This window comes from Paenibacillus sp. FSL H8-0537 (genome assembly GCF_038051995.1).
GTDB lineage: Bacteria > Bacillota > Bacilli > Paenibacillales > Paenibacillaceae > Pristimantibacillus.
On the sequence record NZ_CP150290.1, the window covers coordinates 1,368,739 to 1,393,701 of the forward strand.

Consider the following 24,963-nt stretch of genomic DNA (forward strand, 5'->3'; position numbering starts at 1 on the left):
TACGCGAAACGGAAGCTTTGCCGCCAAGGGACGGCGACAGCCGTTTACGCTTGTTTAACGGTATGGCGCAAATAATTGCCCGGTGTACACCCATGCCGTTCCTTAAATTTCTTAATAAAATAAGCCGCAGTCCTATAGCCGACTGTACTGGCAATTTGCTCAACAGACATATTATTGTTCACGATTAAAGCGGTCGCTTTTTCCATTCGCTGGCTGGTGACATAGTCGGTATAGGTGATGCCGCTCTCTTCCTTAAAGAGCTTGCTCAAATACTTGGGACTAATAAACACCTGGGCAGCCACCGTCTCAAGCGACAGATCCTCCGATAAATGGTTGCGAATATATTGCTTGGCAGCGTCAATGCTGGAGACAGCTCGATCGTTATTCCGTTTCTCCATTTGCTCAAGGCATGCCGATAAGGAGCTAACCAGCCATTCCTGAAAATGATAGATATTACGTGTCTCGTTAAACTGATTGTATAAATCCAAATGGCCTTGCTCGTGCTGCTGGTATCGAACGTTTTTCAAATAATCGGAGTAGACGTATACGGTGTTCGCCAAAACAAAGCGGCAATAATCGGCAGAGTACATGCCTTCCCGCATCGTCACCACCAATTGCTCTACCGCTGCCGCAATTTCGTGGGCTTGACGGGCATGCAATTTATCTCTGAACCTCATAAGCATCGCTTGCGGGATTTCTTCAAGGCTATGCTCGCGATCCAGTAGAGTACGATCGTTCAAAATGGATCTATCCGGCAGGAAATAGCCGTATTTTATTAAGTTTTGGGCTTCCATATAGCTTTGGTGAACCTCGATAATATCCTGTACCCAGCACCCCTGTGAAATTTGAAAATCCAGCTGAAACTGCTGCTTGGCTTCCGCTAATACAAAACGGGACAGCTGCTCTAAAAATTCGTCGCAGGTTTCGCTCGCGCAAACAAGGATAACGATCGTCTTGTCCGGCAGCTCCTCGGCAATGATATGCGCCTCCGGCACAGAAGCCCCCTCCAACTGGCTGATCATTCGGTACACGACATACTGCATTTCTCTGGAGCTTAAATGGGCATAGGCTTGGCCCGAATTTACAATCATGCTGCAATAATGACTGTAGGCCTGAGAGATGCCGAGAAAGGGGAGCTCTTCCGCCAATTTTTCTCTTGTATTGCTATTGTGGAGCAGGTTCAGCAATACATTATGCCTAATAACCGAGCTATTGGCCTGAAGCGTCTCTTCCAGATTGCTGACCTTATCGTTCAGCCTAATGAAAGCGGTATCAATAAACTTGAATTCATTCGTCACATTTTCAGGCGCATGCCCGGATAAGTCCTTTATTCTTCCCGCCAATCGCTTAATTGGGCTGTAACTTACTCTCGCAAAAATCCCGGATAATACGATTCCTATCAATAGAGCAGCTACACAGATAACAAGTACAAGCTTTTGCACGAAAATCAACTTTTGATAGAAGAAGCTGGCAGGCATGGCGCTGTACATTTTCCAGCCGGTCGATGGCAGCGTTTGGTAGGAAACCGCATAAGGGGCATCATTAATCGTGTCTTTAAAGCGGCCAGACTCCGCCTGGGACAGCAAGGTTTCGGTGATGCTGGAGTCGGGAGCGTTGTGCAAACCTAGGCCTTCTTCGTCTGAACCCGTGATCAGGCTCCCGGAACGATCTAATATAAACGTGCTTTCATATTGCGCGGGCATCATATTCCGAATAACCCCGCTAATCGCACTTTCCTTCAAGTCAATCGCAATGATCAGATCACTGTTTTCGCCAGAGGCTTGAAAGGGATAGCTATGCGTGTAGGTGATCAAGGCTTCTTTTTTGCTATTCGGCAGGCTGGAATAAATATCTTGTGGTATCAATCGGGTTGTTGTCCAGAGCTGGTTTTGCTTATTGCCTCGCATCCCATTCATCCAATCGGCAAAAAATACGGCGCTGCTGCCTTGGTTGGCATTGAATTTCAGCCCATAATTGGAGGAGAGCATGACATTTTGCTCCGGATAGTATAAATGCGCCGCATAGATGAGGTCTGAATGGGCAGCCACTTGTGACTGGAGCAATTCCTGCAGATCAATGGCTTTGCTAAGGTTGTTTTTATAGGAGGAATCGGCAAATAAACGAATATCTGCGGTTTTATCGAGAGATAGATTCAGATAGATTTGCTGTACGCTCTGAAGCACCGTGGCTTCAATCGTTTGGGCTGTGTTGTCTATAATCAGCTGATTTTTAGAGTGCAGCTCCTCTTCATAGCTTTTTGAGAAATAAATATAGAAGACGGAGCAGAGCAAGAGAACAATAACCAGCACGATGGAAATATAAGATACAGCCAGATTAGCAAATACAGAGTTCCACTTTTTCACGGTCTACGCCTCCTCACCGTCTCGATTATACACCACCGGATGGACGGACTTATACCCATTAATCAAATCTTAACACTATTCGGCTTGAGGAAGATATGCAGCAAAAGACTCTATAGCATAGAACCTATTTCTCATCCTTTCTCCAGCCAGAACAGGGGGAAAAGCAGGAATGAGAGAGGATAGGATACGATTTTTATACATTTCAGAAATTGTTATATTGAGGAGCAGCAGGGCCAAATGTTACGCTCGAAATCGATTCGGAAAACAAAATAACGAAACGATGGGAGTAGACTCAACTTGAAAAAGAATTCTACCAAAAAGGTCGTATCTGTTGCATTGGGCCTCTTACTGCTTTCCAATTCCGTAGTGGGGAATGCTGCAACCGCAGCATCAAACGGAGCTTCAATTGAACTGCCGCCGACTCCGGCATGGGGACATTTTGTAGACAGCTACAAAAACAATGTTCCTGTCAATCAGTCTGTATATGCCAACCCGGTCATTGGCGTATTGTCAGGGTTTCAGGAGCTCTGGGAGCCTGGGACTTCATGGGACAATGGCACAAAGCGCAACAGCAGCGTACTGGACTACAACATTCAATATGTAGCGAACATTGCTGCTACGCGTACAGCGGAGGATGAAAAGCTCGCTTATTACGTTGATCGAACGAATCAATCGTATGGAGCGACTGAAGGTCTTGGTGCTCTGACTGATGTGTATCGAGCCAAATCGGGAACCTTTACGACCATTACGAGTATTCCGAGCGATGCTACCACAGTTAAATACAACGATGGCAATGACTCCAACAAAGCGGGAGATTCCAATTCCGAGCTTGGCAAAATGGTGGATTTGATTGGAGCCCTGCGCGGCAACTCCGCCTCCGGCAACCCTGCTAAAAGCTTCTACAGCTATATGCGTCCTTACCGCTGGGCAAATGACATTACGATGATTGTTCCTACGCTAGTACCTGCAAGGAGTGCAACGCCAGCTACGGACGGCGGCTTCCCGAGCGGTCACACGAATGCTTCTTATCTGGCTTCTTATGCTCTTGCCTATGCGGTGCCTGAACGGTTCCAAGAGCTGCTGACCCGCGCCTCGGAGATGGAGAACAGCCGAATTATTGCAGGCATGCATTCTCCGCTTGATGTTATTGGCGGACGTGTTATGGCAACGGCGCTAGCGGCGGCTGCCTTGTCTGACCCAGACCATGCGGCACTCAAGCAGGGTGCTTATGATCAAGCGCATGCCCTTCTATTGACGGAAACAGGAACAGCGGAAGACCGTTTTACGGATTATGAGAAAAATAAAGCGCAATTTACCGAGCGTTTGACCTACGGCTTCGATCAGATCCATTCGACAACCGAGCCGATGGTTGTGCCTAAAGGGGCAGAAGTGCTGATGGAAACGCGCCAGCCTTATTTGACGGATGAACAGCGCCGTGCCGTTTTGGCGACTACAGGCATTTCTTCTGGCTATCCGGTGCTGGATGATCCGGAAGGCTGGGGACGTCTTAATCTTTTTGTCGCAGCAGATGGCTATGGCGCATTTGACGGTGATGTAACGGTGACGATGGATGCCAGCAAGGGCGGCTTCCATGCAGCGGACAGCTGGAAGAATGACATTGCTGGTGCTGGCAAGCTGACGAAGGAAGGAAGCGGCGCCTTGAAGCTTCTCGGTACCAACACGTATTCCGGAGGTACTCAGATTAATGCGGGTAAGCTGGAGAGCGGTTCGGCAACAGCTCTTGGAAACGGCGATGTCGTGAATAACGGCGGAACGCTTACGGAGAATGTAGCTGGAAAAATGACGATTGGCGGAAATTTCACGCAAGCTGCGAGCGGTACGCTTGAGCTTAACGTTGCGAGCGCTAGTGATGTGCTTGAAATTAAAGGCGCGGTAAAAACAAACGGGAAATTGCAGGTGAATTTTCCAAGCAGCTACGTGCCAAGCAATGGCTCAGTCACACTTGTGAGCTACGGTGCTAATCAGCAAAACGGACAGTTCACATCGGTCGAAATCAGCGGGGTGCCGAGCCAGTATAATGCTCAGGTCGTTTATCAAGCCGATAAAATCTCGCTGGAAATTACGAATAAATCGAGTTCGGGAGGCTCTGGTGGTTCTGGAGGCTCGGGTAATTCGTCAACGCCTTCACCAACACCTGCTCCAACGCCTACTCCAGCTAACCCTGTAGATCAGAATTCTGGTGTAACGGTGACAGCAAAGGCAGACGCTAATGGAAATGCAGAGGCTGTCATTGAAGATGCTCAGATTAAAACCGTAGTGGAGCAGGCTCAGGCAAAAGAAGCGGGATCGAGAATCGTCACGCTGACCGTTGAATCGGCAGATCATGCAAAATCAGTCGGCATCTCGCTATCCAAAGCCGCTGTTGCCAATCTGTCTGCTGGCAAAGTGGATAAAGTGGTCGTGGTGACACCATTCGGCACCCTTACGATTCAATCAACTACGCTGAATGCAATTGGAAAGGCAGCAGGCAATAACATTCATGTCAAGGTCACACAAAGCGAAGCAGATACGCTTACACCGGAAGCCAAAAGTGTAGTAGGCACAAGACCAGTGCTGGATATTGCAATTGAATCCGGAACATCGAGTCTTTCTACCTTTGGCGGCAGCAGCATTCAAATTGATATTCCTTATACACCTGCACAGGGCGAGGATACAAGCGCTATTGTTGCTTATTATATCGATAATGACGGGAAGCCTAGCATCATGAGCAATTCCAGCTACAGCAATGGCAAGGTTACTTTCGTAACGAACCATCTCAGCCATTACGCTGTTGGCTACAATAAGATCAGCTTTAGCGATACAAACAGCCATTGGGGAGCTTCATTCATCTCCTATTTAGCTGCCCGTGATATGATTGAAGGCAGCGGCGGCAATCAGTTTGCACCGAATAAGAACATTACGAGAGCAGAATTTGCTAAAATACTGGCTGATATTGCAGGCGCAGATGTGTCTGGAAATACGACCTCCGCATTCGGAGATGTCAAAGCCGGAGACTGGTACCTGCCTTATGTAGCTTGGGCAGCAGAGCATGCGATTGTCCAAGGAACATCCAGCAGCACATTCAAGCCAAATGAGCCGATTAGCCGTGAGGAAATGGCGGTTATGCTGAAGCGATTTACGGATCAGGCTGGCTTTACGCTGCCTAAGTCGGCTAGCGGAGTTGCTTTTGCTGATCAAAGCAGCATTAGCTCGTGGGCAACAGATGCAATCGTTTCGTTGCAGCAGGCCGAAATCATCTCTGGCAAGGGCGGCAATGCCTTTGATCCGAAAGGCGGCGCAACAAGAGCCGAAGCGGCGAAGATGCTAGCTGTGCTGCATCAAAGCATGAATAAACAATAATTTCGGCAAATATTCGAAAAAATAAGCTTTAAAGTGTGAGATTCAAGGGAACAGAAACCAGAAACCAGAAACCAGAAAACATGGAACAGTGAGAACTCGAAATTGGGGTTCTCTTTTTTTCGTTTGACACAAGCGATTTAGCTTGGTCTATCGAATATAACACCAGTGATGAATCATGCTTGAAGCTGCTTAGACGAGGAGGCTCTACCCCAACTCCAAGCTTTGCTTGAAAATGGCTGCTGATAGCCGTGTCCTAGCGGACTGCACAGACCTTATTTTTTGAATTGAGATCATATATTCCTATTGGCGGACTGTGGGGCCGCTATCATCCGATTTCTGGTGGCATTTCACGGTTTTTGGAGACAATAGCGGCTTCTGAGTCCGCGAACCGAATAAAAAGGGGAAATGTTCAGTTTTAACGGCCTCTCTGTCCTCTCACCCTCCCATCTCCTTTAGACAAGACTGACAGTAAGTTAGTCAGTCAGGACTCCAGTTCGATGGCTGCTCTTTCTTCCATTCTCTAGTTCAACTTATATTCACGATATCCTTTGAGCTTACGAAAGGAGAGGGGGCAAGGGAGTATCTTCTAACGTCAGGAAAAGACGGTTATTTAATGGAAATACTCTGTTTTTTTCCTAGTTTCGCCAAATAGGAATCTATATACTAAAAAGGGATTTACTGCGCTAATCAGGTGCTGCGAAAAGGAGGAAGACGGGTTTAACCTTAATTTTTGTAAGCGCAACCAACTGATCTTCAAATCGAAAGGATGCGATTGATTCATGTTCAGCAACCACTCCAACTGGCTTAAAAGGACGGCTGCCACGCTAACGGGGCTTACGCTGCTATGCGGCAGCGCCGCAGGCGCAGCTGCTGCGGAAACGGCAGCTTCAGGGCAAGCAGGGACAGCTATGAGCAAAGTACAGCTGGAATATTTGGATAGAGGACTTGTAGCGGTAGCTTCTTCGGAAAACGTATTTCTCAGCTGGCGGCTGCTAGGCAATGAGGTGACGGGCTATTCCGAGGGTGGAATGACCGGAGCGAATTTCAATGTTTATCGGGATGGTGCGCTCATTGCAACGGTGACGGACAGCACGAACTACTCGGACCCGCAGGGCAGCACTTCATCGCGTTATCAGGTAGCGGCTGTGGTGAATGGGGAAGAGCTGGCACGCAGCAGTGAAGCTATACCGTGGGGAAATGGTTATTATGATTTGCCGCTTAATAAACCGGCAGATGGGGTTACCCCTGTGGGTGAGGCTTTCACATATTCGGCTGCCGACATGAGCGTCGGCGATGTGGATGGCGACGGGCAATTTGAATATATCGTCAAATGGGACCCGTCGAACGCCAAGGATGTGTCGCAGAAGGGCTACACCGGCGAGGTTATTATTGATGCCTACGAGCTTGATGGCACGCAGCTGTATCGCATTGAGCTAGGGCCGAACATTCGCGCAGGAGCGCATTATACCGAATTTATGGTGTATGACTTTGACGGTGACGGCAAGGCGGAAATGATGTTCAAGACAGCGCCGGGCACCAAAATAACGAAATACGACAGCAGCGGAGGAATCGCTTCCGAAAATTATATTACGATGCCGCAAGAGGATATCGCAGCAGGCTACAGCAATAACGACGATTATCGCGTGAGCAAGCAGGGCTATTACGAGCATGTCGTAAATATGTTCATGAAATGGGCCGAGCATGAGGAGGTCGTAAACGGTAATTGGCCGGCAACGCTGGAAGAAAGCTTCGGTATTGCGCCGAAATATGCCTATCCCCTGTCCCGCGAGGATGCGGAAGAACTGACGGATTATTTTATGGATGTATATGCGCCGGCGCGCAGCGGCAACAACAAGCTGCGTGATTTTGAAGGCTTTATTTTGAGCGGGCCAGAATATTTGACCGTGTTTGAAGGAGCGACAGGCAAGGAGCTGGAGACGATCCCCTACAAGCCGGGCCGGCATGACGATGGCCTCATGTGGGGCGACTATGCGATGGGCCGGATTGAGCCGGGCAACCGTGTAGACCGTTTTCTTGCAGGCGTAGCTTATTTGGATGGCACGAAGCCTTATGCCGTATTTGCCCGCGGCTACTATACGCGCTCGACGCTCGTTTCCTATGAATGGGACGGCAAGCATTTGCGTGAGCACTGGTTTGTCGACAGCGGCTGGGTGCCGATGACGAATCCTTTCAACGATGGGCCGCATGGCAGACCGGGACTGAATCTGGCCTTTGCAACGCTTACGACGCAGGGCGCGCATTCGCTAAGCACGGCGGATGTGGATGGCGATGGCAAGCAGGAAATTATTTATGGCTCCTCGACAATTGACCATGACGGTACACTGCTCTACAGCTCGGGCGATATTTTGCCGCCGGGCAGCGCAAATCCGGGGACGTATGCAGGTCTTGGACATGGCGATGCGCTTCATGTCGCAGATATTGATCCTGACCGTCCGGGCTTAGAAATTTTTATGGTGCATGAGGGTGGACCGTATGCCCCTTATGGCTACTCGCTGCGCGATGCTGCGACAGGCGAAGTCATTTATGGCGGCTACACCGGCAAGGATACCGGACGCGGCATGGTAGGCGATATCGACCCGAATCACAGAGGGCTGGAGACATGGGCGGTTGGCACATGGACAGCAAGCGGAACGCAGATCAGCACCACCTCGCCGGGAACGAACATGAACATCAAATGGGCGGGCAATATGACGACGCAAATTGTGAATGGCTCCTTGGAAAACACGCCGACGATTGATGATTGGAAGCGTGGCAGATTGCTAACGGCAGATGGAACCCGCACGAATAACCATACGAAGGGAACGCCTTCGCTCGTAGCGGATATTTTCGGAGACTGGCGGGAGGAAATGCTTGTGCGCACCGTGGACAGCTCGGCTATCCGCATCTATACGAGCACGGAGCTGACAGATCGCAAGCTGTATACGCTGATGCATGATCCGCAGTACCGTACAGGCGTAGCTTGGCAAAATACGACGTATAACCAGCCAACGTACACAAGCTTCTATTTTGCATCGGACACGAATTTTGCAGGTGTGCCGATTCCGAATTATTGGACACCCGTTGTGGATGATCGAAGCTCCATCGGCGCAACGCTCATTGGACCTCATGCAATGGCGAAGGGACAAAGCTTCGATGTCGTTTATGCCCTGCAAAATGTGCCAAGAGGCATTGCGGAGCAAAGCATTCGAATCGAATATGATCCGAATGTATTAGAGCTCGTAAGAACCCCGGAATCGCTTGATACAGGCAGATTTGTGATCAATGAGCATGCGGACGCTGCAGGCGTTATCAGCTTGAAGGGCAGTCATGTCGGCGACGGACTGAATAATCCGCTGGGCAATTTGTTGAAGCTGACCTTCCGCATTAAAGCGGGTGCGCCAGCTGATGTGACCGCGCTTGCGGTAACCAAGCTGATCGGCACGGACGGAGCAGGCGTGAATACGCAGCTTGCCGGCGATGTGCTGAATATTAAAGTTCACTAACGGGAGCGCTTGGACATTAACGTTTCCAGTTATCCGTACAACCTTCAAGGCCGCAAGCTCATGCGGCTTTGGAGGTTGTTTTCGTAGGGAATACCCTTCGAAAAAAGAGGTATTTAAGGGCTGTTTTTGACCAGTTGGCTAGAAAATGGTTTATAGTAGAGAGGCAGAGTTGATAGGTGTTCATTCGTTCATGTTTGCGGGTAATTAGCATTAGAGTGTGGGGGCGAGTCATATGCGTAAATTAGTATTTTTTCTAGGCGGGGCGGGAGCGGGCAAGACGACGCTGGCCAAGGCGCTCGCACGGCGCAAGGGCGCTGCGATTTTTGATATGGATACGCTGCTTCGTCCGGCTGCCGAAGCGATTATGACGGCATCGGGGCTCGATCCGAAGGATCGCGATTCGGAGCTGTATAAGGTGCGCTGCCGCGATCTCGGCTACCGGATTACGATGGATGCGGCTTTGGAAAATGTAGCGATTGGCACGGACGCGCTCGTCATCGGTCCTTTCACGAAGGAAACCGCTGATCCGCTGTGGATTGAGCAGGAGCTGTCGGCTATCGGTGCAAGCCTGCGTGATGTGGCTGTGCGGGTCGTTCTTGTCTCCTTGCGGGATCAGGAGCTGCATCGCAGCCGGATAGAGGAACGGGGCCTAGAGCTTGATGAATGGAAGCTTGGCAATTGGGAAGCCTTCAGCCGCTCACTGGGGCCGCGCAAGCTGAACTGGCCGATTTCAGCGTCTTCGGTGCTTGATTTTGATAATTCAGGCGAGCTGAATGAGGCAAAGCTGTTGCTGCTGGAGCACTTCGTATATGGTGATGACATCGTAGAAGGGGAGTGAGGCTGCATGTCCTTATATTTCAGAGACAACTTCTTCAATTCCGGCAGTACAAGCATTATGAATGAGACTGGGCAGTCTGCGGGCTGGGTTAATCTGAAAAGTGCGTTCAGTACTTCGCTTGAAGTTTATAATGCCAATGATACGAAAATGTGCGAGGCGAGATTTCGATTTTTCTCGATGAAATGGGAAGTCAGCGACAGTCAGGGCACTCCGCTTGGCACGCTGCGCCCTCGGATGAGCTTCATGAACAAGCGCTTCGATTATGATGCGGGCGAGCGAGGCTTTTATTTGATTGAGTCGCCGGCGTTTTCCAAGGAGTATATGATTATGAACCGCCGCGAGGAGTCGATTGCGAGCTTCGCGCAGACGAGCGGCTGGATGCAAAGCGGCGCTTATTGCTTATGGAATGAAACCCGCCTGCTTGGAGATTATGAGCTGATTGCCGTTATTATGGGCGTGAATGAAATTAGGAAGCGCCAGCACCAATAGCGTGAATAGGAAAATGAACAGGCCGCCATGTCTTAATAATAGGCCTAAGTAAGCATGTGTGATTTCAACACATGCTTATTTGCCGTTGTCCTCCTATCAAAAAAATCATGCTTCGTAATACTTCCGCCATGTTCATAAAGGCTTGCTTCGTGGAAAATGAAGGAAGTAGCCAGGGGGGGATAACATGTTTTTAACGATAAAAGCGCTGGGCGAGCATGCGGATAAGCATTCTTTTTTACTATCCAAGCATCCGGACCATTTATATGAACGCAAGGAAAAAGAGGCGCGCGTGTGCCTCGTTTATACGATAAGCTCGCCAGAAGAAACGGAGGTTCTGCTGTTTGCAGAGCCCGATCCCATAGATTTGTACAAAGGAAGCCCGGAGCATTATGATATTACGCATTATATTAATGACCGCGAATTTGCGGTGAGCAGCTTGTTCTGTACCTACATGCGATCCGCACTCGGGACAGCCTTGAATGGCAAGCCGAAGGAGGCTTATGCCGAGTGGGTGCAGCATGCTTTCCAGCTGGAGCTGTCCTTCGGACCGCTCGCCTCGAATTTGCCGGACCGGACGATTGAAGAGCTGTTCGGCGCGCTCGGCTATGAGGTCGAGATTGAAAGGGCGGACATCGCCTATCCGTTTCAATTGAAAAGCCGCAGCTCGGCGCGGACGATTCGGCTTGCCGGCAAGCAGACGCTTCAGCTCGCCTTGCGCCAGCTGTTCATTATGCTGCCAATGCTGGACGATTATAAGCATTATTTTATTGGCGAGGATGAAACCGACAAGCTGCATCGGTATGGAGAAGGCTGGCTAGCGGGGCATCCGCAGCGCGAGCTTATTATTAGGCGCACGCTGCGCTTCAGCCCGCTGATTGCGAAGTTTAATCGCGAGCTTGCGCAGCAAACGCAGCGGCAGCCGGAGGCTCAGCAGGTAGAGCAGGGCATAGTAGCCGGAGTAGAAATAGAAGTGGAGCCGCCGCGCAAAGCAAGGCTGAACGAGCTTCGTTATGAAGCGATAGCTGAAGTGGTGGAGGCGCTGCCTCAGCATGCGTCTATCGTAGACATGGGCTCAGGGGAAGGCAAGCTGGCGGCGAGGCTCGGAGCCGTAACGGGCGTGAACACGATTATGGCGGTAGAGCCTTCGGGCCGCTCGCAAATTCGCGCCTTGGAACGTTTTGCAAAGCTTGAGGGCAGGCAGGGCGCGGTAGTGCCGCAGGCTGTTATTGGCTCGCTTTTTTATTATGATGAATGGCTGTGTGGCAAAGATGTGCTGGTATTGTGTGAGGTCATTGAGCATATTGATGCCTTCCGGCTGGATCAGGCGATCGAAATGATTGTTTCGCGCTACAAGCCGCAGAGCTGGATCGTTACGACGCCGAATAAGGAATATAACACGCTGTATGAGCTGGACGACTATGAAATGAGGCATAACGATCATCGCTTCGAATGGACGCGGGAGCAATTCCGTGAATGGTGTGAAAAATGGGGCAAGCCATTCGGCTATGCAGTCCGTATATGCGGAGTTGGCGATGTGGATAGACAGTACGGACAGCCTACACAGATGGCTGTATTTACAAGATTAGAGGGGGATGGGCGATCATGAGCGAACAGGATAAAAGGGTCATTCGGCTCCCCCATGCCGGTATTGTGCTATTGGTTGGCCCATCGAACAGCGGCAAAACGACGCTGCTGGACACGCTGATTGCAGCGGGTACGATCAAGGCGACTGAGGTTGTGTCTTCAGACCAGTTCCGCATGCTCGTTGGCGATGTGGAATTTATGGATTGGACCAGTCGCAGCAAGCTGGAATCCGATATTATTTACAAGCAGTATCAGCATATTTCGGCAAAAGCGTTCGAAGCGATGGAGGGCATGATCGCCATACGCTGTCGCTTGGATAAATTAACGCTGATTGACGCAACGCATTTATATGAGGAAGACCGCAAGCGTTATGTGGAGCTTGCGCGGAAGCAGCATGTTCCGATTGTTGCGCTTGTGCTGGATACGCCAGAAGAGGAGCTGCTTCGCCGGGATGGCAAGCGCGAGTTTCCTAGGGGCAAGCAGCGGGTGAAGAAGCAAGCGCATTTGTTCAAGCGCTCGCTGCGCAGCTTGAGGCTGGAAGGCTTTGACGCCAGTTATGTCGTGAAAGCGGCACAGCTTATGGATATTGCATTCGAGCGCAAAGTTAACCCGCTCGTTCATGAGGTGGGGCAAGGAATCGATATTATTGGCGACGTTCATGGCTGTTTTCAGGAGCAGTTGGAGCTGCTGGATAAGCTGGGCTATAAACCGGATGAAGCAGGGTTTTACCGCCATCCGGAAGGCAGATTGCCCGTATCGGTCGGGGATGTGATGAGCCGTGGGCCGGAATCGTTAGCGGCGATGGAATGGTGGCGCAAGCATGTGGAAGCAGGGCTTGCCTACATGACGGACAGCAATCATGGCTGGAAGATAGCGAGATTGCTAGACGGCAGGCAGGTTGAGCTTAGCCATGGCGACGAGAAAACCGCAGCAGAGCTTGGGCAATTTGAGCGGGAGCATGGTGAAGAAGCAGCACGTATGCTGAAGGAGCGGCTTCGGATATTTTTACTGCAAGCGCCCCCGCAGCTCGTCTTTTGCCGCAATGGCGTGAGACAGCTCGTAGTTGTGCATGCGGGCATTCGCGACAGCTATATTGGCAAGCAATCGACTAAAATTCAGGACTACTGCCGCTATGGGGAGCAGGGTGGTACCGATGCGGAGGGCAAGCCGCTGCGCAAGGAATGGTATAACGATCATGAGTCTGGCGAGCTTATCGTCTGGGGACATGATCCGCGAGTCGAGCCGACGATTATGAACCAAACGATTAATATTGATCAAGGCGCCGTATTTGGCGGGTATTTGACCGCATACCGTTACCCGGAGAAGCAGTTCGTACAAGTGAAGGCGTATGCTAATTATGCCGGGGAAGATCGCAATCCTTTGCTGGAGGGACAATTAAATCGGTTCAGGCAGCCAAATTTGCGAAAATATATTGAAGGGTACTCGGTGCTGACCTCCGCTTATGGCGATATAACGGCCCGAGGCGAATTCGTTAAAGCGGCGATTGATACCGTATCGCATTATACGGTGCCGCTGGAGGAGCTGGTGTATATTCCGCCGACGATGAGTCCGCCGCCACAGACGGCTGAGGATGAGCGGTATTTGGAGCATCCGGCCGAAGCCTTCGCCTATTATCGTTCACAAGGCGTAGAGAAGATGATCATGGAGAAAAAGCATATGGGCAGCAGAGCCATCGTGCTGCTGTTTCGAAACGAAGCCGCAGCTGCCTCGTATGTCGGCCGGCAGACACTAGGCGTCATTTATACTCGAACAGGCAGAAGGTTCTTCGAGCCTATGCTTGAGGAGCAAGTGCTGCGGCAGTTGAATGGCGATTTGACGAAGGCGAATTATTTTGACCGTTACGGTACGGATTTAGTGCTGCTGGATACGGAAATTGTCCCGTGGAATTTAAAGGCTCGGGAGCTGATTGCTTCGCAATATGCCCATGTGGCAGAGGTTTCGCTGATGGACAGACGGGCCAAAATCGCCAAGCTGCGGGAGGCGAACGGCGCGGGCAAAGCTGTGCAGCACTGGATTGATGAGCTGGAAATCAAGCTGGGCAACGCCGAAACGTTCGAGCAGGCATTCCAGCAATATTGCTGGGATACGAATGGCCTGGAAGGTATTCGAATTGCGCCTTTCCACACGCTGGCGCATAGTACAGCAAGCTACCAAAGCAAGCAGCACAGCTGGCATATGGAGCATGCGCGCGAGCTGGCTGCTTGCTCGGAGCTGTTCATGGAAACGGAATATAAGGTTGTAACTGATGAGGCCAGTGAGCTTGCGGCGATTCGGTGGTGGGAGGAAATGACGGAGCAGGGGCATGAAGGGGCTGTCGTTAAGCCGGAGTATTTTGTCGCCAGACATAAAGGAAGACTGATCCAGCCGGCCATTAAAGTCAGAGGCCGCAGCTATCTGCATATTATTTATGGCATGGATTATTTGCTGCCCGAAAATCTGCAAAGGCTGAAGCAGCGCAAAACAAGCAAAAAGGAGCGTTATGCGCTCAAGGAATTTGCGCTGGGACTGGAGTCGGTGGAACGGTTTATTCGCAAGGAATCGGTGGAGCGGATTCATGAATGTGTGCTTGCCGCTTTATCCATGGAGTCGGATTCGGTTGATCCGCGGCTTTAGAGGATGAGGGATGAGGGAAGGAAAGGTATAAAAGCGGGAGCTGCTCTTGAAAATGAGCGGCTCCCGCTATTTGCATTGTATTCGATCAGCAAACGTTTATCGGTAATATTCAAAAGGCTTGACAAATCATTTAATAATGTCATAATGATAATATCAAATAGAAAATTAAATGGTAACAGGAAGTGAAGCACTTGATCGAAAATGAATCCAACTATTCGCCCGATCATTACCGAACGCCGGACGGAGCGCCGACGGACATCGTGATCTTTACGATTGTTTCAACCGAGCGCAGCAAGGTTAAGAAAGCTTTGCCGCATCATGAGCTGCAGGTGCTGCTCATCAAACGTAACATTTGGCCTTTCGAAGGGCAATGGGCGCTGCCAGGCGGTTTTACATTGGAAACCGAGACGGTGCAGGAATGCGCCAGACGTGAGCTGCTCGAGGAGACGCAGGTTAGCGAGGTTCATCTCGAGTATTTTAATGTATATAGTGCGCCCGGACGTGATCCGCGGGGCTGGATGATTTCACATGCGTTTCTGGCACTCGTGGGTGAGCAGCAGCTTGCGAATCGGCAGGCGGCGGTCGACGCATCGGAAGTACAGCTGTTCCCGGTAGCGGATGCGCTGAAGCTCCCGCTCGCCTTCGACCATCGGACTCTGATCGAGGATGCGCTGCTCCAAATTCAGCGGAAGATGCTGACGACGACGATAGCGAAAGCTTTTTTACCAGATGAATTTACGATTGCCGAGCTGTATCAGGTCATTCAAGCGGTCGTGCCGGATTTTGCGGAACAAAACTTTATTCGGAAAATCACATCGACGCAAAGCCGCAGCGGCATTATTGAGAAAGCCGTGGACGCGGCGGGGGAGCCGAAGTCATCGAATTTGTATTCGCAGCGCCCGGCTCAGCTGTATCGGTTTACGGGACATGAACCGCAGCTGTCGATTTACGGTTAGCTCCCAGAGTAAGGGAAACAGAGCATATCAGAGTGTGTCAGAGCGGAATGGCAGATTTAAATAGTAACTACGTAGCAGCGAGGAGAGTGAGTTAGATGATCAAGCTCAATGGCACGGAGCTAGCATTCAAGACGTTTCCCAATGGAGAAACGCTTGTAGATGGTGATGCGATTACGGAGCTTATGGCCGAGCAGAATACGCTTGCTTTTAAATATGAGAATGACAGCGACTTGATTAAGCTGATGTTCGTGAAGCAATATTTGGACAGCCGTAAGGTGCACGCCGACTTGACGATTGCTTATATGCCCTACAGCCGAATGGACCGGATCGAGGGAGCCTCTGTTTTTACTTTGAAATATGTATGCGGCCTGATCAACTCCTTGGCATTTGGACAGGTGACGGTGCTGGAGCCGCATTCGGATGTGACGCTAGCGCTGCTTAACAATTGCTCGGCACGGTATCCGACGATTGAGCTGCTGGACCTTGTTGTTGAGGCAACGGGCTTTGACCGTGCGGCGGACTATTTATTTTTCCCTGATGCCGGGGCGCAGAAGCGCTACAGCAAAGTTCGCGGCTATAACGAGCTGGTCGGCTTTAAGGCGCGGAATTTTCAAACGGGTGAAATTGAACGGTTAGATGTGGTTGGGCAAGTGGCAAGCGAGGGCTTTAAGGCGATTATCGTCGATGATCTTTGCTCCTACGGGGGAACGTTTATGCGCAGTGCGGAGAAGCTCAAAGGCTTGGGCGCGGCGGAAATTTATTTGCTGGTAGGGCATTGTGAGCCTTCGATTCATAAGGGCAAGCTGCTTGATTCGCCGCTTATCGATAAAGTGTTTACGACCAATACGATGCTGAATGAAGCAGGACATGAGAAAATCCAACTTTTTGAATGGGGAGAGGTTTAAAATGACGACGAAGACAGCTTACCCTGCGACACTGCTATGCGATTTTTATAAAATCAGCCACAAAAACCAGTATCCGAAAGGGACGGAATTCGTCTACTCGACCTGGACCGCCCGTACTAGCCGGCTGGAAGGCGTGGAGGAAGTGGTCGCCTTTGGTTTTCAAGCCTTCATTAAGGAATATTTGATCGACTATTTCAATGAGCATTTTTTCGCAAGAACGAAGGAGGAGGTTGTGGAGGAATACTGCCGCGTGCTGAAATTTGCGCTGGGCGACGCTAATCCAGATGCTTCGCACATTGCTGCGCTGCATGAGCTTGGCTACTTGCCCATTCGCATCAAGGCTGTGGAGGAAGGCTTGATCGTTCCGGTTAAAGTGCCGATGCTGACGATTGAAAATACGCATCCCGAATTTTTCTGGGTGACCAATTATTTGGAGACGCTCATGTCGTGCCAGCTGTGGATGCCGACAACGAGCGCGACGATTGCTTTTGAATACCGTAAAATTTTGGAGCAATACGCTTTGCTGACAAGCGGCGATACGTCGGGCGTCCCTTTTCAGGGGCATGATTTTTCGATGCGGGGCATGAGCTCGCTGGAAGCGGCAAAAGGCAGCGGCGCTGGGCATTTGCTATCGTTCACAGGAACGGATACGGTTCCGGCGATTTTGTATCTGGAGCAATTTTATGGCGCGGATATGGAGAAAGAGCTGGTTGGCACTTCGATTCCAGCAACGGAGCACAGCGTCATGTGCGCCCATGGCACCGATGAAATGGCGTCGTACCGCTACCTGATTAATGAGGTATATCCGAAAGGCTTTGTCTCGATTGTTTCGGATACATGGGATTTGTGGAGCGTGCTCGATGTGGTGGTCAGAGGGCTTAAAGAGGATATTCTCGCCCGCGACGGCAAGGTTGTCATTCGTCCGGACAGTGGCGATCCGGTCAATATCATTTGCGGCGATCCCGATTCGGAGCATCCACTGGCGCGCAAAGGCGTTATTGAAATTTTGTGGGATATATTCGGCGGTACAGTGACCGAGAAGGGCTATAAGCAGCTTGACAGCCACATTGGCGCGATTTATGGGGATGCGATTACGATCAGCCGCTGCCGTGAAATTTGCGAGAGGCTGGCGGAGAAGGGCTTTGCATCGACAAATATGGTATTCGGCATCGGCTCGTTCACTTACCAGTACAATACACGCGATACATTCGGCTTTGCGCTGAAATCGACGTTTACGATCATTAACGGCGAAGAGCGTAAAATTTTCAAAGACCCAGCAACCGATATCGGCAAAGTGAAAAAATCGCAAACCGGACTCGTACTCGTAACCGAGCAGGACGGCGTGCTGACACTCACGGACGATTTGAGCGTTCAAGAGTATGAGGCAAGGAAGCAGGAGGACGTAATGAAGCCGATTTTTGAAAATGGCAAGCTGGTGCGTGAGCAGGAGCTGGCAGGAATTCGTGCCAATTTGCTGGGGAACTTGTAGGAACGGTTGACGGATGGGTCAAGCGGTGGTGCCGCACATTTGTGAAATGCATATTTGTGAAATTATATTTAAAAAAAGATGGAATTTTAATGCCTCGCATCTAAATTAGATGCGGGGCATTTTTGCGTTAGTAGGGAAGGGTTAGACGATTGATGAATAATTGCTCATATGTTAAGGTGAAGTGAGATTTCTTCTCTTAGATGGGAAATAGAAGCTTTCGTGTGAAGCGCTGCAATTTTTATAAATCGTACAGGGGGCAGAAGCAGAATGAAAAAGAAAAACGTGAAATCAAGGACATTAGTTTGGTACACCGTAATCATTGTCGTTGTTTTTATTGCGCTGTTCGCCATTAACGAGATTTCCAAAAGCCGGACGGGCATCGAGCAGGAAACAGCAGTGGCTCCGCCCATTTCCAGCCAGCCTACATGGGGAGACAAGGCAGCCAAGGTTTCTATCGTAGAGTTCGGAGATTACAAGTGCCCGTCCTGCAAGGCATGGGGCTCGCAGATTTGGCCGCAATTAAAGAAGGATTATGTAGATACGAATCAAGCCTCGTTCTCGTATGTGAACGTTCTATTTCATGGGGCAGAATCAGCATTAGGCGCTTTGGCTGGGGAAGCGGTGCTCGAATCAAATCCGGCCGATTTCTGGCATTTCCATGAAGCTTTGTTTGCGGAGCAGCCGGATGCAGACCATGACGGACTTTGGATTACGGTAGAGAAGCTGATGCAGGTGGCGGAGGCGTCCGTTCCAGGGCTGGATAAAGACCAGTTCAAGGCCCTGCTGAGCTCGGAGGAAGTGCAGGGGCGGGTCGATCAGGATCAGCAGCTCGTGAAGGATTTTAATATTTTGCAGACTCCGACCATTTTGATTAACAACAAGAGAATAGGGAATCCGTTTGATTACGAGGCCATACAGGCTGTGATTGAACAGGAGTTGAGCGAGGCGGAAGCGGAATAAAGATTTGTGCTCGCAAGCCACATTTACCTAATTGAAAAGCCATACAGCCCGAATTCTCTTGAGTTCGGGCTGTATGATTAGCCTAACTCAAAGAGAATAGGGGGCGCGAAAACGGCATCTCTGCCGTTTTTTCTATTTTCATCAAAGACTGGATTCAACTACAGAGTTAACTTTCCACAAAATGAAGTCATAAGTCATGTGCTGCATGAGTGCAATCTTGAATCATTCCGCAGTAAAGCCTCGTGTGTCATTGTTTCTCAATAGCTCTTGTTTTCATACTTGAGACAATGGTAAAATTAAATAAGAACATACGTTTGTTTTTTTGTTTTCCAATGGATAGGGGGAATAGGCGTGGTTGAAATCGTTGGAAAAGAGCAATTTTCGATTATTAGAAAATTAGGAAAGGGGCTTGCTAATGAAGCGCCCCAATGGATACCATCGTTATGGCAAGAAGCAAATAGTAACTTTATTGAGATAAGCAAGCTCGCCATCCATCATCATGTGCAAGCGGATCCCGTTTGTTTCGTTAAGGAGCTGACGCGTACATGATCCAATTGACAAACCTTCAAGCACGGCAATTTCTGTTACTGAAGCACGGGCTGTTGGGCGAATATCAATTTACCGGAAAGCAGGGCGTAATGGATTTTGTGCGGCAGGTCAGCTGTATTCAATATGATCCCATCGATGTTTGTGGAAAAAACGCCGAACTGGTGCTGCAGTCGCGAATCAAAGAATTTACCAAGAACATGCTCGACGAGTTGTTGTATAAAGATAGACTCCTGATCGATTATCCCGACAAGAATCTGGCTATTATCCCTGTTGAGGACTGGTCGTATTTTGAACGGTACAGGAATGCTGCCCGACAGCATGCCAAGCGCTATCCCGAAATGGAAGCGTTGACAGAGCAAGTACGGGTTTACATCCAAAATCACGGTGCGCTAAGTTCGAATGATCTAAAATTGGATGGGAATTTCTCTTGGCAATCGGTGATCCACTGGAGCGGCGGAAGCAATACATCGCGGTCGGTGCTGGAGCAGATGTACTCAACAGGAGAGTTGATTATCCATCATAAAAAAGGAACGCGTAAGTATTACGATATCGCGGGGAAGTACATACAGCCAAATTTGCTGAATGCGCCAGAGCCGCTAGAAGGCGAGCTTGAGCATTATAAGTGGCGGGTACTGCGTCGAATCGGCGCTGTTGGACTTTTATGGAACCGAGCATCCGATGCCTGGCTGAACATATGGGGATTGAAAGCGGAGCAGCGCAACGAGGTTTTCCGCCATCTGTTGCACGAAGGTCGCATTATTGCTGTTGTCGTGGAACAGATGAAGGATATACTGTACTGCCGCGCGGAGGACTTGCCGCTTATTGAAGCCGTCCTGCAAAATCCGGCACCGAAATTGCGCTGCGAGCTGATTGCCCCACTAGATAATTTCTTATGGGACAGAAAACTGATCAACGAATTGTTTGGATTTGATTACACCTGGGAGATTTACACGCCTGCAATCAAACGGAAATTCGGTTATTATGTGTTGCCTTTATTATACGGAGAAAGCCTCATCGGACGAGCTGAGGTAATCGCGGAGCGAAAATCCGGGACGCTCGTTGTTAAAAACATTTGGTACGAGAACGGCATAAAGCCAACAAAGCAATTGCGAACAGCCTTAAAAAATTGTTTTCAAAATTTTGCATTATTCAACGGCTGCGAGACGATTTCGGCAGAGCCTATGAACTGATATTTTCAGTTCCCTAGTACCATTTGCCTACCAGCTTTTGCATAATACGAAATTGATGTATCAGTTTCAATGTTTGCTACTGTTGCACTCCATACGGAGTGCTACTATTTGTCTGTAAGTATCCTAGACTCTTCGATAAGTTTCAATCCACGCACCCCATACGGAGTGTGACGGTATACGACACGATGCGCAACCGTGCTGCAGGCGTTTCAATACACGCACCCCATACGGAGTGCGACTGTTGCTTTAATGAGCTTGCCAGAGGCAAAAAGGTTTCAATCCACGCACTCCATACGGAGTGCGACTATGTATTCCCTAGGAGCGAGAATTGCTTATTTAAGGTTTCAATCCACGCACTCCATACAGAGTGCGACGCAAGCAACAGAGCAATAGTCATCTCACCGTAAGTGTTTCAATCCACGCACTCCATACAGAGTGCGACGATACCTGGTACCGCAGTGGCTTTTCAAGAGGTCAGTTTCAATCCACGCACTCCATACAGAGTGCGACAGCAAAAACATTACTAATTAATCCCATCATGGCATTAATCGGCGCTATTTTCAACGAAATAATATCGAAAAAAGATTAGAGTAAGCTTGACTTTTTGCGGATTAGCTCGTTTTCGTCACGGTTCGACAAAATCTGGGGTGCGAATCCCCTAGGGATTTTAAGGGAGCTTCACATTCGCACCATAAAAGCGGAGAAATTTATTACCAAGGCGCGTTATCGTATCCGTAAAAATAATAACAAAAATATTTTTTGAAAACTACTTACAAAATTAAAGTAGATATATTATAATTACAACATAGAAGCAAGCTTTTAAGCCACTTTACATAAAATGATTTTTTAAAGGGAGCGTTTGAACATGGGAGAACTTAAAACGATTATCGAAAAACGTCGTTCGGCAGTGAATTTTGTGGAAAATGTAGCGATTTCGGAGGAGGAGCTTCAGCAGCTTTTTTCATTAAACCGCTTCGTTCCTTCAGCCTTTAACTTGCAGCACAGCCACTACATCGTGGCGACATCCGAGGAAAGCAAAGAAAAAATCTACTCGGCTTCCAAACAATATAAAGTAAAAAATGCTTCAGCAGCCATCGTTGTGCTTGGTGATACGAAGGCGCACCTCAATGTTGGAGAGCTGAACGCAGGCATGCTCGCGCTGGGCATGATGAGCAAGCTCGATTACGATCAGGAAAATGAAAATGTGATTCAGTTTTACGAATCGCGCGGCGAGCAGTTCCAGCGGGACGATGCGATTCGCAATGCGAGCCTGTCGGCGATGCAGCTCATGCTGATCGCGAAGGATATGGGCTGGGACACATGCCCAATGATCGGTTTTGACGCGGGAAAAGTGCAGGAGCTGTTCGAAATCCCTGATCGTTATGTGCCGGTTATGCTGATAACGCTGGGCAAAAGCAATCCAAATAAAGAGCGCCCGCGCGGCTACCGCAAGCCGGTTAATCAATATGTGAATATGAATGCTTTTCATTCCCCGGATACTCACTGAAATCATTAAATCACAACTATTTCTATCCATACGAAAAAGCTGCCTCCTTCTAAGGATGCAGCTTTTTTACGTGTTACGTGCAGTTGTAATAGGGTGGTATGCAAACCGCAGCCTGCGATTAGCCCAGACCTCGCAGCTCGGGATGCTCACGCCTTTTTCGAGGACTGAGGTTCCGCTATTCTGGCTTTCGGGCCGATTTCAGGCGGTAAGCGGACAGGAAAGCCGCTATCACCCTCATTATCCCGACAAAATGGACATTTTCAGGGTAATAGCGGCTTCTGGGTCCGCAGCGACTGCCTAAACCCGTGATTCTACTAAAATAGCGCCTGCTGTGTCCGCCAAAACGATCATGAAGCATCCGGCTTTAGCTTTGGGACAGCGTCGGCGTTTGCAAGTGCTGCTGCCCTTGCTTCTGCTTCTGCTGCTTCAGCCTCATTAGTATGTGCATGCACACCACTATACGCTCGCTTACAGAAACTAGCTATACGCTAGTTTACAGACACTAGCTGTCGCTCTCCGCATTCTTCTCCTGCGGCTGCTTCGTATAATACAGGCGGAACACCAGATCCTGATTATGATTGCCGAAGCCGGAGCCGAACAGCGTGACACCGCCAATATGCTCGGCATTTTCCTCTACGGCGATACGGAAGGTCCATTGATTGCTGCGAATATCAATATCGTCAATCGTCACATCGGACAACTTGATGCCATCCATGAAGGTGCCTTCCTTCTTCACGATCAAATGCTTGAGCAGCCCATGCTGATTGACGCTTTCGAACCACCATGGCGGATTAAGCTTGCCTTTGCCGCCAAAGTCGCCGGGACTCGTCCACATGCCCACCTTCATGCCGTTGAAAAAGAAGCTGATGTCCGAAGGCCAATTGTTGTTCGTAAAAGGGGCCTCCGAGGAAATTTCCATCGAAATTTCGAGCTGCTCCGGATTTTCGCTCCCCAGCATGTAATTAGGCATCTTGTATTCAATATACCCTTGCCCAAACCACAAAATTTTTGCGTTCAGCCGCTCCGGATCAAGAAAATGCCTCGGATCGTCGAATATGCCAATGATGGAATCCCGCGTACAAATGCCGCAGGTTGGTGTAATGTCCAAATCGGTAAAATGGCCAATCGAAATATCGGTCCGGCGCACCTCGCGCGGAATCACATCTTTGATCGGGAACATGATCTCCAAATTATCGATGCTGAGCGAGCAAACCTTCTGGGCTGCTCCGCCTTTGCCGGGCGTCATTTCCGAGTGGATGATGTTGGCTTTCTCCAGCTTCTTGACGTGCATCGTCATAATGGCGCTGCTCAGTCCAAGCGCTTCGGCGAGCTCGCGGATATTCATCGATTTTTGCGACAGAAGGTGAATAATTTGGATGCGGACGTTGCTGGACATAGCCTCGAATACAGGCAAATATTGTTCGGAAAGTTCTATTTTCAACGTGGCGTCCTCCGGAAATTGAAATATTAATAAATATGTGAATAACACTGATTGACACTAATGATACATGATTTGCTCGAAACAGACAAGGAAACGCCTTTAAACAGGCATAATCCGGTTGACAGTCACATAAAACTGTTGATATATTAACATCGAAGAGAGTAAGTAATATATTTATGAATAATTAATAAAGGGGTTTTGATTATGCTGGAACAGCAGATTCAAGTCGAGCAAGCTTTCGTCAATCCTATTATACCGCAGCGTGCGGACCCGTGGGTATATCTCCATTCCGACGGCTACTACTATTTCACAGGTTCCGTTCCGGAATACGACCGTATTGAGCTTAGAAGAGCGCGCACGATCCAGCAGCTGGGGGAAGCAGAACCCGTTGTCGTCTGGCGAAAATATGCGGAAGGACCGATGAGCGCTAACATTTGGGCGCCGGAGCTGCACTTTGTTCAGGGCAAATGGTATATCTACTTCGCGGCCGCTCGGACGACGGAGACGGTCGAAGGACTGTTCGACCATCGCATGTTCGTATTGGAAAATGAATCAGCTAATCCGCTCGAAGGGCAGTGGGTGGAAAAAGGGCAGCTTGTCGCCAATTGGGAATCGTTTGCGCTGGATGCGACAAGCTTCGAGCATAAGGGGACGCAATATCTCGTGTGGGCCCAGAAGGATTTGGCGATAGCGGGCAACTCCAACTTGTATATAGCGGCAATGAGCAATCCTTGGACGATGAGCGGCAAGCAGATTTTGATTTCCAAGCCCGAATACGAATGGGAGAAAATCGGGTTTTACGTCAACGAAGGAGCCGCGGTGCTGAAGCGTGGTGGAACGATATTTATTAGTTATTCGGCGAGCGCAACGAATCATCATTATTGTATGGGACTCCTGAGCGCGTCGGAGGACAGCGATTTGCTCGATCCGGCCTCATGGAGCAAAGCACCTGAGCCTGTCTTTTCAACGAGTGAAGAGAACGGGCAATATGGCCCTGGACATAACAGCTTTACGGTGTCACCGGATGGCAAGCAGGATATTTTGATTTACCATGCCCGCAATTACAAGGAAATTACAGGAGATCCGCTTTATGATCCAAACCGCCACACTAGAGCGCAAGTATTCGGCTGGGCAGCGGATGGCAGGCCTAGCTTTGGTGTTCCGGTGCGAGACGGCAAGTAGGCAGGAGGCTGGC

16 protein-coding genes and 1 CRISPR repeat array are annotated in these 24,963 nt (G+C 49.6%); of the genes, 14 read left to right on the plus strand and 2 right to left on the minus strand.

Translation table 11 applies throughout. From position 1 onward, the window contains the following. Window positions 1-44: 44 nt before the first annotated feature. Window positions 45-2,363, minus strand: coding sequence for an AraC family transcriptional regulator (locus MHB80_RS05550; RefSeq protein WP_341281244.1), 2,319 nt, complete (start codon window positions 2,361-2,363; stop codon window positions 45-47). A gap of 297 nt (window positions 2,364-2,660) precedes the next feature. Between MHB80_RS05550 and MHB80_RS05555 the strand changes: the two genes are divergently transcribed. From MHB80_RS05555 to MHB80_RS05615, 13 genes are all read left to right on the plus strand, one after another. Beyond that, complete coding sequence (locus tag MHB80_RS05555; RefSeq protein WP_341281245.1) at window positions 2,661-5,723, plus strand: S-layer homology domain-containing protein; 3,063 nt, start codon at window positions 2,661-2,663, stop codon at window positions 5,721-5,723. Between the two features lie 779 nt (window positions 5,724-6,502). Next, the gene (locus tag MHB80_RS05560) at window positions 6,503-9,226 is read left to right on the plus strand and encodes a cohesin domain-containing protein (RefSeq protein ID WP_341281246.1); all 2,724 of its coding nucleotides are present in this window, start codon (window positions 6,503-6,505) and stop codon (window positions 9,224-9,226) included. 232 nt (window positions 9,227-9,458) lie between these two features. Then, window positions 9,459-10,064 (plus strand): AAA family ATPase, encoded by a 606-nt coding sequence (locus tag MHB80_RS05565; protein ID WP_341281247.1) that lies wholly within the window; start codon window positions 9,459-9,461, stop codon window positions 10,062-10,064. 6 nt (window positions 10,065-10,070) lie between these two features. Further along, window positions 10,071-10,553: a hypothetical protein gene (locus tag MHB80_RS05570; protein WP_341281248.1), complete on the plus strand. Its 483-nt coding sequence runs from the start codon at window positions 10,071-10,073 to the stop codon at window positions 10,551-10,553. A 184-nt stretch (window positions 10,554-10,737) separates the two neighbouring features. Continuing rightward, window positions 10,738-12,159 carry a 3' terminal RNA ribose 2'-O-methyltransferase Hen1 gene (locus MHB80_RS05575; protein WP_341281249.1) on the plus strand — a complete coding sequence of 474 codons (1,422 nt, stop codon included), beginning with the start codon at window positions 10,738-10,740 and terminating at the stop codon, window positions 12,157-12,159. Further along, window positions 12,156-14,771, plus strand: a complete 2,616-nt coding sequence (locus tag MHB80_RS05580; protein WP_341281250.1) for a polynucleotide kinase-phosphatase — start codon at window positions 12,156-12,158, stop codon at window positions 14,769-14,771. The genes MHB80_RS05575 and MHB80_RS05580 overlap by 4 nt, the downstream gene beginning before the upstream one ends. Window positions 14,772-14,953: 182 nt before the next feature. Next, a complete protein-coding gene (locus MHB80_RS05585; RefSeq protein ID WP_341281251.1) occupies window positions 14,954-15,727 on the plus strand; it encodes an NUDIX domain-containing protein in 774 nt (257 codons plus the stop codon). A 95-nt stretch (window positions 15,728-15,822) separates the two neighbouring features. Continuing rightward, the gene (locus MHB80_RS05590) at window positions 15,823-16,632 is read left to right on the plus strand and encodes a ribose-phosphate pyrophosphokinase (RefSeq protein WP_341281252.1); all 810 of its coding nucleotides are present in this window, start codon (window positions 15,823-15,825) and stop codon (window positions 16,630-16,632) included. 1 nt (window position 16,633) lies between these two features. Next, on the plus strand, window positions 16,634-18,121 hold the full coding sequence (locus MHB80_RS05595) for a nicotinate phosphoribosyltransferase (protein ID WP_341281253.1): 1,488 nt from the start codon (window positions 16,634-16,636) through the stop codon (window positions 18,119-18,121). A 267-nt stretch (window positions 18,122-18,388) separates the two neighbouring features. Next, window positions 18,389-19,081 carry a thioredoxin domain-containing protein gene (locus MHB80_RS05600; protein WP_341281254.1) on the plus strand — a complete coding sequence of 231 codons (693 nt, stop codon included), beginning with the start codon at window positions 18,389-18,391 and terminating at the stop codon, window positions 19,079-19,081. Between the two features lie 351 nt (window positions 19,082-19,432). Beyond that, window positions 19,433-19,630: a hypothetical protein gene (locus MHB80_RS05605; protein WP_341281255.1), complete on the plus strand. Its 198-nt coding sequence runs from the start codon at window positions 19,433-19,435 to the stop codon at window positions 19,628-19,630. After that, window positions 19,627-20,820 carry a crosslink repair DNA glycosylase YcaQ family protein gene (locus MHB80_RS05610; protein ID WP_341281256.1) on the plus strand — a complete coding sequence of 398 codons (1,194 nt, stop codon included), beginning with the start codon at window positions 19,627-19,629 and terminating at the stop codon, window positions 20,818-20,820. Before MHB80_RS05605 ends, MHB80_RS05610 begins: the two co-directional genes overlap by 4 nt. Window positions 20,821-20,959: 139 nt before the next feature. Continuing rightward, window positions 20,960-21,330: a CRISPR direct-repeat array (repeat unit 33 nt; unit sequence GTTTCAATCCACGCACTCCATACAGAGTGCGAC). Between the two features lie 355 nt (window positions 21,331-21,685). After that, the gene (locus MHB80_RS05615; protein WP_341281257.1) at window positions 21,686-22,327 is read left to right on the plus strand and encodes a nitroreductase family protein; all 642 of its coding nucleotides are present in this window, start codon (window positions 21,686-21,688) and stop codon (window positions 22,325-22,327) included. Between the two features lie 502 nt (window positions 22,328-22,829). Here MHB80_RS05615 and MHB80_RS05620 read toward each other — a convergent pair. Next, window positions 22,830-23,768, minus strand: coding sequence for an ArsR family transcriptional regulator (locus MHB80_RS05620; protein WP_341281258.1), 939 nt, complete (start codon window positions 23,766-23,768; stop codon window positions 22,830-22,832). Window positions 23,769-23,972: 204 nt separating this feature from the next. On the opposite strand from MHB80_RS05620, the gene MHB80_RS05625 reads away from it, so the two are divergent. Beyond that, window positions 23,973-24,950 carry a family 43 glycosylhydrolase gene (locus tag MHB80_RS05625; RefSeq protein WP_341281259.1) on the plus strand — a complete coding sequence of 326 codons (978 nt, stop codon included), beginning with the start codon at window positions 23,973-23,975 and terminating at the stop codon, window positions 24,948-24,950. Window positions 24,951-24,963 lie beyond the last annotated feature (13 nt).

Bases quoted from the DNA above. Each gene is read 5' to 3' on its own strand.
- MHB80_RS05560 (WP_341281246.1), top strand. From the start codon at position 6,503: ATGTTCAGCAACCACTCCAACTGGCTTAAAAGGACGGCTGCCACGCTA.
- MHB80_RS05565 (WP_341281247.1), top strand. From the start codon at position 9,459: ATGCGTAAATTAGTATTTTTTCTAGGCGGGGCGGGAGCGGGCAAGACG.
- MHB80_RS05570 (WP_341281248.1), top strand. From the start codon at position 10,071: ATGTCCTTATATTTCAGAGACAACTTCTTCAATTCCGGCAGTACAAGC.
- MHB80_RS05575 (WP_341281249.1), top strand. From the start codon at position 10,738: ATGTTTTTAACGATAAAAGCGCTGGGCGAGCATGCGGATAAGCATTCT.
- MHB80_RS05580 (WP_341281250.1), top strand. From the start codon at position 12,156: ATGAGCGAACAGGATAAAAGGGTCATTCGGCTCCCCCATGCCGGTATT.
- MHB80_RS05590 (WP_341281252.1), top strand. From the start codon at position 15,823: ATGATCAAGCTCAATGGCACGGAGCTAGCATTCAAGACGTTTCCCAAT.
- MHB80_RS05595 (WP_341281253.1), top strand. From the start codon at position 16,634: ATGACGACGAAGACAGCTTACCCTGCGACACTGCTATGCGATTTTTAT.
- MHB80_RS05600 (WP_341281254.1), top strand. From the start codon at position 18,389: ATGAAAAAGAAAAACGTGAAATCAAGGACATTAGTTTGGTACACCGTA.
- MHB80_RS05610 (WP_341281256.1), top strand. From the start codon at position 19,627: ATGATCCAATTGACAAACCTTCAAGCACGGCAATTTCTGTTACTGAAG.
- MHB80_RS05615 (WP_341281257.1), top strand. From the start codon at position 21,686: ATGGGAGAACTTAAAACGATTATCGAAAAACGTCGTTCGGCAGTGAAT.
- MHB80_RS05625 (WP_341281259.1), top strand. From the start codon at position 23,973: ATGCTGGAACAGCAGATTCAAGTCGAGCAAGCTTTCGTCAATCCTATT.